This window comes from Shewanella sp. M-Br (genome assembly GCF_036245925.1).
In the GTDB taxonomy this organism is placed as follows: domain Bacteria; phylum Pseudomonadota; class Gammaproteobacteria; order Enterobacterales; family Shewanellaceae; genus Shewanella; species Shewanella oncorhynchi.
The window spans coordinates 129,458-143,720 of record NZ_BJBV01000006.1 but is presented as its reverse complement, the minus strand read 5'-3'; the positions used below and the strand labels follow the sequence as shown (position 1 = coordinate 143,720).

Below are 14,263 nucleotides of genomic sequence, written 5' to 3'. Positions count from 1 at the left end.
TACTGGGCGCACTTATTTGTATATTTGCGCTGACCGTTGCGCCGTGATTTAGGCGAAGCGTTGGTCTAAGTAGTTAATGATTTCTTTTGATTCATATAACCACTGTACTTGACCGTTTTCTTCAATCCGCAGACAAGGCACTTGCTGTTTGCCGCCTTGAGCGATGAGTTCATCTTTATGCGGCGCTTTTTTAGCGTCGTGGGTCACTATGTTGAGTCCTTGGCGACGCATTGCACGGCGGACTTTTACACAAAATGGGCATGCAGGATATTGATACAGGGCTAATGCTTGAGTTTGAGCATCAATTTTTTGTTGCTCAGCCAGTGGACGTTGGCGCTTCTTAGGGCTAAATACGAAATTTAAAAACAGAATAATCCTGCCTAAAATCCAGCGAATGATAAACATGTTATTGACCTTAATGATAATTTTTGTGGAAGAACATTTGTGCGTTATGGCGCCACAGAAAGTGTGTGGCGAGTCTGAGCTCCAGCCGTTTAAAACTGTGATCTCAGTTGTATAAAGGCCGCAGAGTGTAACCTATGGCACCAAGCACGGCCAACATTTTAGAGTGAATTAACAGATAGATGATTTGATTGTAGAAGAATGGTTTTTTGATTGGTTATGACGCTTAGCCATAAGGTAAAAGCCCGCTAAAGTCGAACTTTAGCGGGCTTAGTTTTATATAAAAAGCAGTTAATTGGCTGAGTTATTGAGCATCAATGGTGAGACTCACTTGGGCTGCATTCTGGGTTAAACTCACTCGGCTTTCGAGCAAGAAGATCCGCTCTGGAGCAATTTCTTTCACGTCCACAAGGTAAGCTTTAACGGCTTTGGCTCTTTCTTGGGCCAAATGACCCAACATGCCATCGTTAACATTCTGTGCTTTTACCGACAGATTATATAAAGCGATATGCCAGCGGGTGGTGATTTCGTCATCGGAAAGCTGCGCGTCTTTGGCCTCTGCGATAACAGTGTCTTTGATTTGGGCAGGATCGGCTTTAACTTCTTGTTCATAAAGCTTTACTAGCGCATCGGCAAGCGGCCCTTGGGTCGGGAATTGGCTCGGACTTAAATCATCAGGTAACGCACTAAATTCAATATTGGCTAATTTAGCCAATTTACGCTTCATGATGCGCTCAGCAATGGCTTGGCTGTCATTGATGGCATCGACTTCCCCTTCAACGCTAAGCTTGAGCATAGGTCTGTCGAGTAAGGCGCTAGCGAGTTTGTCTAAACTTTTTTGCTCATCTTCACTTAGGCTGAATTTGCCTGCGGCAAAGCTTATCTTATCTAAGGTTTCGTCAGAACCTATGAGTCCAGCTAAGAAAGTGAAGGGCGCTGTGACGGCTTTAGTGATCACATTGGTAATCGCCGTCATTATGATGCTGCCGACACTAAAGCTGGGTGAGTCTAAATCGCCTGAGACCTCCATACCTAAATCAATCACGCCGTTACGGTCCTGCAGCAGGGCAATCGCGAGCGTGATGGGTAAGCTAGTGGCAAGGTCACTGTCACTGGGTTTACCAAGTTTCAGTTGGTCTATGACCAGATGGTTACTGCCCTTGAGCTTGTTCTTATCGAGTTGATAGTTCAGCGATAACGATAGCTGCCCTTTATCTATGTAGTAACCCGCATAGGTGCCTGAGTAAGGATTGACTGAGGTTAACTCAACACTCTTAAAGACTAAATCGAGATCTAAATATGGCATATCTAGCAAAGGGTTAATATCGCCTTTTAGGGTTACAGGCGCATACTTGTCTATTTTACCTTTGATATCGACCGAGGCCTTCGTCCCTGGCGTTGACGACAAGTGAGTGATATTACCTTCAAGTAACTCAATCCCTGAGGCAAAGTTTGGTGTCAGTGAGTTATCGGCAAAGTAAGCTGAGCCTTGGCTAAAGCTAATTTTTTGAATATCGAGGCTTAACTCAGGCGTTGTCTTGCTTGCCGTTTGCAGCTCGGTTTGCTTAGCACTGGCTGTGGTTGTGTTTTTAGTTGTCTTGCTATTTGTAGCCGGAGCCTCAACGACAAGATCGCTGATATTAGTGGTTCTATCTTTGGCTATCACCACTTTGGCGTAGGGTTGATTAAAGGCTAAGTGATCAATTTTGATTTGATTTTTCTGTTGGTCAAAATCCAGTTGATTGATATTCATCTTTTGCCATTTGACCAGTGGAGCATTACGCAATTTGTCATGAATAGCTAAATCATCGAGCTCAACACTACCACCGTAAATGGCTTTGCCTTTAGCATCGGCGGTCAGCTTGCCTGCTGAGCTTAATAGACCGCTCTTGAGCTGGATATTCACGTAGGGCGCTAAATAGGGCTGAAATAGGGTTAATGCCAGCTTATCGAGTTGGATATTGGCATCTATGGTTTCGCCCGTCACATCGACTTGGCCTTGAGAGCTCAAAGTACCTTGATCATTGAGGCTGAGTTGTAGCTCATATTCAATCGGAGCGGTTAAGGTACTCGTTATGACCTTAGTTGAAAAATTAAGCGGATACACTCGCCATTGCTGCGGCGTTGCCGTTAGCTTTTGTTCCGATAGATTAAGGTCATAGTTTTCAATATTGAGCGCATCAAGTTGCACTAACCAAGTGTCTTTTGAAGGTGTCTCAGGTGCTTGCTTGACTGGCTGTTGAGGATTTGCCTCTGAAGCGATGTCTGCAGCGGTTTCTTTAGCAGCATCAGTGGTGACATTTACGGTCGCTTCTGTCTTTTGTTCTGTTTTATCACTCTCGTTAGTTGCGGCTAATTCACTTTCCGTTGCTTTGTCTGCGCTATCGCTTGTATCTGTGACAGTCTCTGCTATTTGACGTTTTTCTTCGACTTGCGCAACTTGTACGCGTTCTAGCGATTTAGCATCGGTTGGTTTAGCAACTGGCTGCGTAGTCGTTGTGGAGGCGCTTAACGATTTAGGCATGAATAAGCCAACAAGATCGAGCCCGTCTTGGTTCAAAATGGCACTCATTGTTAGGCCATCGCTGTGGAGTTTGTTGATATGCACTTTCTGCTGCTTCAAGTTGGCTGAAATGCCGTCGAGGGCAAACATGGGGAGTTTGACCACTGAGCGATCTTTGTCGTTAAGGTTAAGTTTTTCAACAATAAACTGGCCATTGTTGCTGATGACTTGTAACTCGCCATTCTCGGCAAGATCCACTTGATACTGAGTTTTAATACTGAGCTCGCCATCCGTGAGGACGGGATTAAATTGATCGTCGATAAATCGCCATATTGGTGTCAGTTTCAGTTTGGCGACTTGGATGTCACCCGCAACTTTTAGCGGGAACAATTGGAATTGCCCCTGCAAACTGATTTCACCAGCATGATCATCACTGAGTTGTATCGCATAGTGATTGTGCTTGATAGGCACAATGGGAGAGTCAGAAGTTGATTGGGCGTTTGGTGTCGTATTATCAACTTTGTTTACTTTTATAGCTGGTGTTATCGATGCCGATGATGCCGCCATCAAATATTCAGTATCAAGGGAACTGAGTTTTAGATTGATATTGGGGTAGTTCACTTGAGCGTGGGTAATTTTGTCATCGAAGTTAAATTGTCCCGCATCCAACACAAATTGGCTGAGCAGGACACGAACGGGTGAGTTGGCTTCTGTGGGGGCTGTTTCTGTGCTCGCGGATGAATACTCGTTCAAGGTCTGCAGAATATCGTCGAAGTTGAATCCAGCTTTCCCTTTTGTCTCCACGCGAATGATATGTGCGAAAGGCGCTTGTATGTGTATGTTTTCGATAACGGCGGCGCGATTAAAAACAGATCGCCAAAAGTGTATTTCGAATTGGACTTGTGCAATGCCAGCAAAAGGTTTGTCGTCTTTTTCTTTAATGGCCAGTTGGTCGATTTCGACTTTGAAATTAAAAGGGTTAATGCGTATATCACCGAGGGTGACGGGACGACCGAGCAGAGTTGAGAGTTTTTCTGGTGCCAGCGTGGTTATCGCATAGGGGAGGATTAAACCTAATGTGCAGACATAGCTAAGGTAGACTGCTGTGAGGTAAATAATCACTCGCAGGTATCTTGGGAGGGCAAAAAAAGAGTGTCTGAATTGCGATAACTGGGTCAGCATTAATATCAAGGCTCCAATGCATAAGACAGGGAAAAACTTCCATAAGTACGGACATTCTAGCGAATAATGCTAATATTTCCAGAAATTATTTATATTTTTACCAATGAAATCTTGGTATTACACAGACAATAACGTCTTCTGATCTAAGACATTCCTGAGTGGTAACCTATCATCTACATTGATAACTACATGTGTTTCAGCCTATGGCTAATGTTTTGAGTCGTCAATACTCGCTATGTTGGACGCTATTTTTGATCAGCGATTTAAATAACTAATCGCTGCAATAATGGCGCCTTGTGGATCTTTTATCCAACAAAAACGGCCTACTTCGGGTATATCTTCAGGACCAAACAGAATATCCCCGCCAAGTTTTTTTGCGCTGATAGCGACTTGATCGACATCGTTAACGGTAATGTAGCCGGTCCAATGTGAGGGAAGCATTGGGAGCAAACTATCGGTGATCCCCCCAATGCTGACGCCCTGATTTTCGATAATATGATAATTACCGTGGGGCATTTTGACGGTTTTAAAGTGCCAGCCAAAAATCTCAGCATAGAAGTGCATAGCTTCTTCGGTATTATTGGTTGTCAATTCATGCCAACTTAACGCCCCTGCAGTGTTAAAAGCCGATTCCATAAGCGCATCCTTTATTCTATTTTGGGTAAATTTTGTGTTTTGAGCCGAGGTTAACGGTCAGTGTTCAGTACCGTCTGTATTTTGAGCCATATTTTTTGTGCGTTATCTTGATTGAGTGTAGTTGAGGCAAGTTGATAATTCACAGACGGTAAATTAAAATTTTTGCGTTTTTCAGGTCGGCAAACATTAAATTAACTTAATGTTCTACAAGGAGATTCACTTTATTCAGTGCTGGCTAATCAGCTTCTTGTGGCTCAGTGATGCTGCGGCTTCGTTAATGGGCTTCATCTTGCCCCTCGCGCCAAGACTTAGCACTGAAAACAGATTTTAAAACGGGTTTGTTTACTGTGGTTTGAGTGTTAGACCTGACTCCCGTTAACTTGTTAATATAGGCGAGTTTTGCATCTTATCGATGCCACCTTAGGGGATATGAGATTGAATAAGAGTTTAGTGACGAATTTATTGGCGGCTGCTTTGGTCGTAGTGGGTTACCTGATGAATTCGGCAATTGTCCTGAATGTCGGATTATTTGCTTTATCGGGTGCAATTACCAACTGGGTTGCAGTTTATATGTTGTTTGAGAAAGTCCCCGGACTCTATGGTTCGGGAGTCGTGCCTTCTCGTTTTGAAGAGTTTAAGGCGGGCATTGCTCATTTGATGATGAAACAGTTTTTTACCACTGAAAATATCGACCGATTCCTGTCTGAAAAAGAAGGGCTGAGTAAAATAGACTTGGCGCCAGTGATTGAAAAGGTTGATTTAGCGCCTTCTTTTGATGCGTTAATTAGCACAGTCGCCCAATCTTCCTTTGGCGGCATGTTGTCTATGTTTGGTGGCACAGATGCCTTATTGCCGTTAAAAGAGCCGTTTATTGTAAAGATGAAAGCTTCTTTAGTTGAAATGGCACAAAGCGATGCATTTCACGAGTTGCTGAAACAAGAAATTGAACAGCCAAATGTGATGGCCGATCTGCAAACTAAAATTGCTAACATAGTGGAGCAAAGATTAAACGAGTTAACACCGCAAATGGTGAAACAAATCGTTCAGGACATGATCCAAACGCACTTAGGTTGGTTAGTGATTTGGGGCGGCGTGTTTGGCGGTCTGATTGGACTTGCCGCAGCCTTAATCCAAGGTTAACCTGAGTTAAAGCCGCGAATAGAATGGGAGCTTTGGCTCCCATTTTTACTTACGCATTTTATGTTCATCATTTTGTGTCCTGATTAAATAGCAAGGAAGTCTATGAACCGTCACCACAGTATCAATTATTTGGAAATCCCAAGTCGCGACATTGCGAGTTCTAAGGCTTTTTTTAGCCAAGTTTTTGGATGGACCTATGTCGATTATGGCCCTGAATACAGTTGCTTTATGGATGTCGGCATTACTGGGGGATTCTATCAAGCCGACGTGAATTTCACCCTCGCAAAAGGTTGCCCGCTGATTGTGATCTACAGCCAGAACTTAGAATTGACTCTGACGGCTGTCGTAACAGCTGGTGGCATTATCACAGCTGACATCTTTAGTTTTCCGGGAGGCCGTCGATTCCATTTTGTTGAACCTTGTGGCAATGAATATGCCGTCTGGTCAGAATGATCCTACTGTCACTCCTTGTATTCGAAATTGTTGTTTAGATCAGCAAGATATTTGTTTAGGTTGTTTCAGGCATCTTGATGAAATTTTAGCGTGGCGCGTTATGTCGGAAGTGGAGCGGCAAGCTTGTTTTATTAGGATGGAGGAGCGTAAGGGGGAGTATCTGGTTAAGTTCAATGACGTGGTTAGTAGAAGACAGGATGGAGTATGACTAGCCGTCAGAATTGCTTACGATAATTGATTTTTAAGCTTTAAGTGGATAATCGAACGGCGAAATACGCATTAACGAATTTCGCCGTTGGCATTTTGAAACACCCTTGGCATTTGAAGCAGGAGTTACACTGGATCTACCACTATGTGCTCAAGTTCGATGGCGGCAACGGTATGGAGCGCATCCATAGTCGCGCCAACTAAGCTGATTTTTCCTTGAGATGACTCAATTAAAACCGCACGGCTGATATCGCTAAACTCACGATTGTGGCGTGCAAGGTTTGATAAGGCCATCTGCATAGGCAGCATAGAAGGATTGAATGCCGCGTTCTCTGCATAGCGACCACAATAGGTTGCGCCATCGCGTGTTTCTAAAACCACGGCAGCAAAACTCTGAGTGTAAGGCGCGTAGCTTAAACCGGCATGATCTAAACCTTCGATGATCATAGGATCGGCACTATCTAAAGCAAATTCAGTTTGTTGCTTGGCCATTAAGGGCGAAGTGACATTTAAGTCTTTTGGCCCAAAAGCATAGGGTAAATAATAGGCCAGAGGATGGCTTTCCTGTGCGGGTAGATGAATGCAGATCTTGCTCCCTTCAACCAGTTCATTCATAAACTGACGACAATGACCGCAAGGACTGGCATTAACTATGATATCAACAATTTGGCTTTCACCACTGAGCCATGCGTGGCTTATAGCGCTTTGTTCTGCATGGACAGAATGAAATAACGCTTCACCGGGTAATTCTAAGTTGGCCCCCATGTAGATATCGCCACTTTTACCTTTGGCTATCGCGCCGACATAAAACTCACTGATAGGCGGTTTGGCCAATGCCGCTGCTATCGGCAGTAATGCTAATAACACTTCTGCTTCGGTCATTTTGCTTGCACTTGTTAGCGTAGCAAGTTGCTGCGCATCAATGTGTCCAGCAAAATTCTGGTGCAACATTGGGATAAGTGCATCGGCTAAAGGCGTTGGCAGTTGGGTTATGCTACGAATGAATCTATCTTGCATTTCCCTATTCCTTATTTGTTAAGTTCATGGAAGAACATTCTAGTAATTTTGTTACAGCATAAATGCGAGTTAGCTCGCGTTTATACGCTGTCAATGTCAGTGCTATCGAGAGTGATAAACTTATGTTACTCACGTATAGAGTGAGTCTATTGGTGCACAAAAATAAGCTTAAGACTATAAAACAAAAGACTTAAGCTTGAATTTACACAACTTAAAGTTCACGCAAATAATGACAAAGGGCAGCAAGTAGCTTTTGCTTAGTCTCATCCGCTTGTGTTTCTTGTAGCAAATTTTCTAATTTAAGTACGTAGTCTTGATCGGCTAAGCGACTTTGACAGAATTCACGCCAGCGCTGCGACTCTGTATCATCGAGTAGTTCAGGGTAATTACGGGCGCGGTAACGAAACAGCATCTCAGGAATACGTGGATCATCAAACTGCAAATCTAACGCCGCTAGATTTTGCGGTAGGGTATGACGGATGATTTCCATTTTTGCTTTATCAGCTTGGCTAAAGAACCCACCAGAATACAGCATCAAATCGGGATCTGTGGTCGTTCTGCTGTCATCGTGCTCAAATAATAGCGCCAGTTTTTCGCGTAATTCTGGGTGACGTTTTAGGCGTTTATACTGCTCTCTGGCAAATTCTTTATCTATGCCTAAACGAGCGGCATGCTCATCACTGAGGATTTTTGCCGAGGTGATAAAAGGGCACTTATTAAGATGAATTTGTTTTACTGCGATAGGTAATTCATCTTCGGCAAGATCAGCCCTTGGCGTATACATGCGCGTTTTAATTTGCTCGACATCTAGCTCGAATAGCGGCGTTAAATCCATGGCTAAATTAACGCAAATAACGGCATTTTTGTTAGTAGGATGGTGCGCTACGGGTGAGATCAACGTTGCACAACCATTGCGCGCACTAATTTTAGAGCTCACGTGAACCAAAGGCTGCATATTGAGCACATCGATTTGATCGCTAACCGCTTGCTTACGGCGCAGGTCAAAATAGTACTGATATAACTTAGGCTGTTTCTCGCGAATGAGTTTTGCCATAGCGATGGTCGCATACACATCAGACATAGCATCATGGGCTTTCTCATGGCTTAAACCATTCGCTTGGGTCAGATGTTCTAGCTTAAAACTCGGAGAGCCATCTTCCTTTGTCGGCCAGTTAATACCTTCGGGCCTAAATGCATAACAAGCGCGCACTAAATCAATGATATCCCAACGAGAGTTGCCATTTTGCCATTCACGGGCATAGGGATCGATAAAGTTCCGATAAAAGCCATAACGGGTCACTTCATCGTCAAAACGCAGTGAGTTATAACCTGCAACACAAGTGTTTGGTTGGCTAAATAGCGCTTGAATTCGTCCCATAAACTCAGTTTCAGGGATGCCTTTTAAATTAGCTAACTGTGGAGTGATCCCTGTGATTAATATTGCTTCCGGAGACGGCAAATAATCAGTGGCTTGCTTACAATAGAATGTCTCAGGCTCGCCGATGATATTGAGATCTAAATCCGTGCGAATACCCGCAAATTGCGAGGGTCTGTCTTTCGCTGGGTTCGCTCCAAATGTTTCGTAGTCGTGCCAAAAAATCGACCCTGCTTTATCGTCTTTCATCTTCATTTATTTTCGTTCTCTAAAGCATGTAACTTCATGTTATCAGTAGTTAAATTGCTTTAATTGGATTCGTTGTCATTCACATCAATTTAGTATGCAGCTCTTCGATGTGAGTACATAATCTGTATATATTGGGTTCTGCGTCAGATTAGCTAAAATCACATGTACACAGGGTAATTAAAATGTCTTTATCTGACAATTGGTTACGTGCAATAAACGGTAATCCATATTTAGAGAAACCAGAGCTTGCAGACCGCGACGGCTTAAGCGTTCGTATTACCCCTGCAGGGACTATAACATGGCAGTATCGATTTAGGATTGATAATCCATCAGGGTGCTTAACCTTTGGTCTCTACCCGGATTTAGGACTTGCTGACGCACGTAAGCTGGTCCCTGTGTGACTAAATTCATGGGTAAATATTATAGATCCCTATGCGTTTTGGAAACCGCTTAACACATTCGAAGGCCGATCAGTTCCGCTTTACTCGAGATATTATAAGAACAGTGGAACTTATATCACTCGCCATGGCGCTTTCCCACGGCAAGCGACCGGGTAATGTTGCTTCTATTAATGAGCTGGTCCGCGATATGAAACCAAGACTGGCATATCCACGATTTTAGACGGACATTATCGACCAGAATGTCGGAGGCTGGGGGATTTATAGCGTTACTGTGAGTATGGGATAAGTTCAGTAACCATGATAAATAGCGTTCCAAATTAGTTAATGTACATAACTTAACTATTATGTTGTTGCCGACATTCATGACACCAACCCGCTAATTCAAGCTGTGGGCTCGATAAGGTAAATTCCGCTTGGCTAACATTCAACTGTAACTGTTCAACAAGAGCAGTGGGCAATGCTATCTCTGTGACTTTTTGACAAGTATTACAAATTAAAAATTGATTGTGAATGTGATGATCGCATACATGATGGCAGGCAATATACTTATTCACCGTTAATAACTTATGCACTAATTGTTCCTGTACTAAGAAATCCAACATGCGATAGATAGACATTATGGGTAAACTCTCGCCCAAACTTTGTTTTAACACATCGGCAATTTCATAGGCAGACAAAGGAACATCATGTTCCTGTAATACGATAAGTACTTTTTTGCGCTTACTGGTAAGATTGATGCCTTTTTCTTCACACTTTTTCACTACTTCACGCAGTAAATCAAGATTTTTTCCTGTCATAGAACTGCCAATTTTTTTGAAATGATCATACTTGAACAGTTTACCTGATCCACCCCTTCTAATGACAATCTTTGTTAGCAATCATCAGTCACCATACCGAGTGTTGTTCTGATTGCCATTTACAATCAGTAACTTAATTTACTTTCATTCATATTGAACTCGACTGATACATGGTGATACGTTATAACATATCATTTGTTTCAGCAGTAATCATATGGAGACGACCCACAAAATGAATTCCCACAAATACCTTCTGTTATTAGGTGTTGGCACTTTAGCTGTTTCAGCAGAACCTATTGAACGTATCAATGTCACTGGGCATGCTTTAGAAAAACCACTAAGCCAAAGAATACAAGCCAGTAAAATCGAACTCAGCGGCGATGAACTTAATAATCGTAAAGCCGATACCTTAGGAGAAACTTTAAGCCAATTACCGGGAGTAGACAGTGGTTTTTTTGGTAGCTCATCGGGTAGGCCACAAATCCGTGGATTTGGTGGAAACAGGGTTAAAATGTTGCTCAATGGAACTCAAGTTGAGGATATGTCGTCGGTGAGTGAGGATCAATACATCCCCATCGAGCCCTTTCTTGCTGACAGTATCTTGGTCATTAAAGGTCCTACAGCTGTGATTGCCTATGGTGGGCAAGCGATGGCAGGCATTGTTGATCTCCAAGATGGTCGTATTCCATTAAGTCCAATCAATGGGTTTAACAGCCGCGCTGAAGTGAAAGCTGGCTTCAATATTACAAGTACCGCACTGGCAAAACTTACCGTAGGGAATGAATCTTTTAACTTTGCGCTTAATATGATCAACAAAGACCGTGGTGACTACGATATTCCTGGATATTCTAAAGACAGCGATTGTAAAACGTGGTCAAAAGTCGTAGGTGCCGCACAGTTTGCCGATCTATGCCAAATAAAATATGCGCAACCTGTGTGGCAGATGAACAATCAATTAAAACGCTATGAAGATGCTACACCTTTAGAACAACAAATTATCACCGACTACTCAATAGACAGTAATGGCATTGTGCTTAACAGCAGCCACCACACATCATCATTCTCGGCAGGCGGAAGCTACACTGGCCAACAACGTCTTTTGGGTTTGGCTTACGGTTATACGGACACTCATCGCGGTATTCCGGGATTTATGCGTCGTGGCAGCAGCGCACCAGTGGATTTTGATCAACGGGGTAATATTCGAATTTTTTCCCGTGGTGATCGCGTAGATATGAAGTATGTCGAAAACTGGGATGACAATTGGATAAACTCATTTAGCCTCGATGGCGCCTATTCGAATCAAGTCGATGATGAGCATATGGCAGAGGTATCCGTTAACCAATTCGAAATTACCTCTTGGGTCATTAGCCCTAAGCTCTATCATAGTTGGACATCAAACTTCGATGGTGTCTTAGGATTACAGTACGACACTAAAGCCTATAAAGGGGAGGGCTATGACAATTACATGCCTGATGTCGATAGTCAAAACTATGCAGCCTATACGCTACAAACTCTGCACTTTGGTCCGGTTACTTTTGAGTTTGGAGGTCGTTATGATGCGATTAAGCACCAAGTAAACGCAGAGGGTTACAAGGTAGGTCGAGGCTCAGGAGCGAATGTTAAAGATAGAAATTTTTATCTCCAAAGCTACTCAGGATCACTGCAATGGGACATATTGCAAAATTGGTCAACACGAGTCAATTACGTTCATGCCGAGCGTGCTCCTGAAATGAATGAGCTTTACGCCAGTAACCCACACTATGCTCTGTTAATTGAAGAACAGGGCAGCTCAAATCTTAAAAAGGAAATTAATCACTCCTTTGAAATAAATACCACCGCTAAAATCGCCGATTTACAGCTAATAGCAAGTTGGTATCAAAATCAATTCAATGATTTTATTTATCTTGGTAGTACAGGCCTTGAACGTAATGGTACTTATGTTCGTGAATGGCGCCAAGCAGATACAAACAATCAAGGGTTAGAGGTACAAGCTATCTATACCTTCCCGTGGCAAAGGTGGGGAGTTTTTGAGCTTAGCGCATTTACTGACAGAGTGAGAAATACTCCTAGATATCAATACGATGGTAGTTACGACATCTTTAGTACTCGTCCACCTCTCGCTGGTGAGCGGGACGAATACTTTCGCCGCAGGTTAGAAGGCACTTCAATGCCTCGAACACCACAATCCAAAACAGGCACTGCACTAAATTGGCAGTATGATGCGCTTACTGTGTCTATCGATTATGTTCGCTATCATTCACAAGGTGACGTTAACAAATTTGAGAGGCCCTCTGAATCTTATGCTTTGCTCGGAGCAAATATCACTTTAGATCAAGTCATTTCGAAAGTGCCGACTCAATTCTACCTAAGCTTAGATAATCTTACCGATGTAGATGCGCGCCCACATAACAGTTTCCTAAGGCATTTATCCCCTATGCCAGGTCGCACAGCGGCTATTGGTGTCAGAGTGCAATTCTAAAAAAGTTTCCTTCAAGGCTAATGGCCTTGAAGGTTTTCGTTTGATTTCTAGATACCCAAGGCCAAAAATCTAACCTCCTTCAATTCAAGCCGCGATTTGCTGTTTTTTATCCCATTTTCCGAGAGATATTGTTAAGTCATGACGGACCCTAAGCGTTTATCTGATGAAGCCTATTCAATGATATTTCTTACATAATATGGAAAAGTCATCCATTGGATTGAGTAAGAAATCTTTACCGACAATGGAAGTCATTTCTGATTCAGATATAAAAGGATTGTCAATTTTAAAAACTAATCGTTGATTCAATTTACTTTTTATCAAAAAATCGCAATGGCGTTGATAAAATAACTGGTCAAATTGACCATTATCGATAATTCTCTGGAGGCCAATTTGTATTCGCTGAGCTAAGCGAGGTTTGTTAAGCGAAACATAATAATATGTCGCTAGTGGAATATGTAGCATGATGCTTTCATCAACAACGAGATCTGGATATTGTTGATTAAACTGCTCAACCTCTTGAAATACTTCATTCACTCCGCGGCCAAATGTTATAAACCGTCCTTTTGATAGCATATTAAATAAACTGTCATATTGATTGCTTTCTATAATTTTAAATCCTGCTTGTTGCATGGCAACTTTAGTCGACCATTGGCTACCTGAACCAGTATCAAGAGCAGTTAACTGCGCTAGCGAGGTGATTTGGGCTAACCTAGATACATTTTCCTTTTTAATAATAAAAATTCTAAATCCCTGAATGCCTTTTCTAATGGGAATTTTTATTGGAATAAGCTGTTTATTCCACTGTAGGTTAGAGGCTTCTGCAATAACATTGATGGTTTCACCCTCTTGTAATGCTCTGAAGATACGATTTCGACTCATTATTAGATCTGAGACTTGCAGTGATGCTTCACCAAAATCGGCTTTGGTTGCATCAATAACTAATTGTAAAAGGTCATAAGTATACTGATATCTGTGATCAAGCTTGGATTCTGACTGATTGATAATGAATTGATCATTAGCATAAGTGACGGGTATGTTTGCCAAGACCCACAGGGAAAGAATACAAAAAATAATGCCCAGTCGCTGTAAATTATCCATCAATAAACTCATTGCTAGAGGTTGAAATTGATTCGGTGTGCTTATTTTAGCAGTAGCCTAGATGGCTTGCGGGATAAAGAAACAGATGATAAGCGTAAATGATACATTTTTTTAGTTTGGGTTTATGTGAGTTGTAAATCAATTTAGACAGCCCAACGGTATTGGCACTGGGTGCGAGTGGCTCGCAGAATATTTTAAAGTCCTTATGTTGTTTGGCCATAGTGTTTTTAATATGGCTTTACGTTATATATGCATAAACGTGTTTGTAGTCTGGCAACGATTTTGGGGAAGTTTGAAGGTCGTGTTTATTGCGTTAATCATTTA

At 42.4% G+C, this 14,263-nt stretch carries 12 protein-coding genes; 5 read left to right on the top strand and 7 right to left on the bottom strand.

Annotated features, from left to right (window positions below; translation table 11 throughout):
* Positions 1-48: 48 nt before the first annotated feature.
* From AAA952_RS06745 to AAA952_RS06735, 3 genes are all read right to left on the bottom strand, one after another.
* Positions 49-405, bottom strand: coding sequence for a glutathione S-transferase N-terminal domain-containing protein (locus AAA952_RS06745; protein ID WP_028760396.1), 357 nt, complete (start codon positions 403-405; stop codon positions 49-51).
* A 301-nt stretch (positions 406-706) separates the two neighbouring features.
* Positions 707-4,087, bottom strand: coding sequence for a DUF748 domain-containing protein (locus AAA952_RS06740; RefSeq protein WP_338255508.1), 3,381 nt, complete (start codon positions 4,085-4,087; stop codon positions 707-709).
* Between the two features lie 255 nt (positions 4,088-4,342).
* On the bottom strand, positions 4,343-4,723 hold the full coding sequence (locus AAA952_RS06735) for a VOC family protein (RefSeq protein ID WP_028760394.1): 381 nt from the start codon (positions 4,721-4,723) through the stop codon (positions 4,343-4,345).
* Between the two features lie 435 nt (positions 4,724-5,158).
* Here AAA952_RS06735 and AAA952_RS06730 point away from each other — a divergent pair, with 435 nt between their 5' ends.
* From AAA952_RS06730 to AAA952_RS06720, 3 genes are all read left to right on the top strand, one after another.
* Positions 5,159-5,863, top strand: a complete 705-nt coding sequence (locus AAA952_RS06730) for a DUF445 domain-containing protein (protein WP_105253144.1) — start codon at positions 5,159-5,161, stop codon at positions 5,861-5,863.
* 102 nt (positions 5,864-5,965) lie between these two features.
* Complete coding sequence (locus AAA952_RS06725; RefSeq protein WP_105252887.1) at positions 5,966-6,316, top strand: VOC family protein; 351 nt, start codon at positions 5,966-5,968, stop codon at positions 6,314-6,316.
* Positions 6,291-6,524 carry a DUF1289 domain-containing protein gene (locus AAA952_RS06720; protein ID WP_219252077.1) on the top strand — a complete coding sequence of 78 codons (234 nt, stop codon included), beginning with the start codon at positions 6,291-6,293 and terminating at the stop codon, positions 6,522-6,524. Before AAA952_RS06725 ends, AAA952_RS06720 begins: the two co-directional genes overlap by 26 nt.
* Before the next feature lie 125 nt (positions 6,525-6,649).
* On the opposite strand, the gene cdd is transcribed toward AAA952_RS06720, so the two are convergent.
* Positions 6,650-7,540: a cytidine deaminase gene (gene cdd, locus AAA952_RS06715; protein ID WP_338255502.1), complete on the bottom strand. Its 891-nt coding sequence runs from the start codon at positions 7,538-7,540 to the stop codon at positions 6,650-6,652.
* Between the two features lie 211 nt (positions 7,541-7,751).
* A complete protein-coding gene (gene sbcB / locus AAA952_RS06710; RefSeq protein WP_338255500.1) occupies positions 7,752-9,170 on the bottom strand; it encodes an exodeoxyribonuclease I in 1,419 nt (472 codons plus the stop codon).
* Between the two features lie 176 nt (positions 9,171-9,346).
* Between sbcB and AAA952_RS06705 the strand changes: the two genes are divergently transcribed.
* Positions 9,347-9,565 (top strand): Arm DNA-binding domain-containing protein, encoded by a 219-nt coding sequence (locus AAA952_RS06705; RefSeq protein ID WP_242068348.1) that lies wholly within the window; start codon positions 9,347-9,349, stop codon positions 9,563-9,565.
* A gap of 335 nt (positions 9,566-9,900) precedes the next feature.
* Here the strand turns inward: AAA952_RS06705 and AAA952_RS06700 are convergent, their stop codons facing one another.
* Complete coding sequence (locus AAA952_RS06700) at positions 9,901-10,362, bottom strand: Fur family transcriptional regulator (RefSeq protein ID WP_338255497.1); 462 nt, start codon at positions 10,360-10,362, stop codon at positions 9,901-9,903.
* 232 nt (positions 10,363-10,594) lie between these two features.
* Between AAA952_RS06700 and AAA952_RS06695 the strand changes: the two genes are divergently transcribed.
* A complete protein-coding gene (locus AAA952_RS06695; protein ID WP_338255495.1) occupies positions 10,595-12,841 on the top strand; it encodes a TonB-dependent receptor in 2,247 nt (748 codons plus the stop codon).
* Positions 12,842-13,015: 174 nt separating this feature from the next.
* Here the strand turns inward: AAA952_RS06695 and AAA952_RS06690 are convergent, their stop codons facing one another.
* Entirely contained in the window at positions 13,016-13,939 is a 924-nt protein-coding gene (locus AAA952_RS06690; protein WP_263171117.1) for a hypothetical protein, read from the bottom strand.
* Positions 13,940-14,263: the final 324 nt, after the last annotated feature.

Excerpts from the sequence above, each read along its gene's own strand:
- AAA952_RS06745 (WP_028760396.1), bottom strand. The coding sequence starts at position 405 with ATGTTTATCATTCGCTGGATTTTAGGCAGGATTATTCTGTTTTTAAAT.
- AAA952_RS06740 (WP_338255508.1), bottom strand. The coding sequence starts at position 4,087 with ATGCTGACCCAGTTATCGCAATTCAGACACTCTTTTTTTGCCCTCCCA.
- AAA952_RS06735 (WP_028760394.1), bottom strand. The coding sequence starts at position 4,723 with ATGGAATCGGCTTTTAACACTGCAGGGGCGTTAAGTTGGCATGAATTG.
- AAA952_RS06725 (WP_105252887.1), top strand. The coding sequence starts at position 5,966 with ATGAACCGTCACCACAGTATCAATTATTTGGAAATCCCAAGTCGCGAC.
- AAA952_RS06720 (WP_219252077.1), top strand. The coding sequence starts at position 6,291 with ATGAATATGCCGTCTGGTCAGAATGATCCTACTGTCACTCCTTGTATT.
- cdd (WP_338255502.1), bottom strand. The coding sequence starts at position 7,540 with ATGCAAGATAGATTCATTCGTAGCATAACCCAACTGCCAACGCCTTTA.
- sbcB (WP_338255500.1), bottom strand. The coding sequence starts at position 9,170 with ATGAAGATGAAAGACGATAAAGCAGGGTCGATTTTTTGGCACGACTAC.
- AAA952_RS06705 (WP_242068348.1), top strand. The coding sequence starts at position 9,347 with ATGTCTTTATCTGACAATTGGTTACGTGCAATAAACGGTAATCCATAT.
- AAA952_RS06700 (WP_338255497.1), bottom strand. The coding sequence starts at position 10,362 with ATGACAGGAAAAAATCTTGATTTACTGCGTGAAGTAGTGAAAAAGTGT.
- AAA952_RS06695 (WP_338255495.1), top strand. The coding sequence starts at position 10,595 with ATGAATTCCCACAAATACCTTCTGTTATTAGGTGTTGGCACTTTAGCT.
- AAA952_RS06690 (WP_263171117.1), bottom strand. The coding sequence starts at position 13,939 with ATGGATAATTTACAGCGACTGGGCATTATTTTTTGTATTCTTTCCCTG.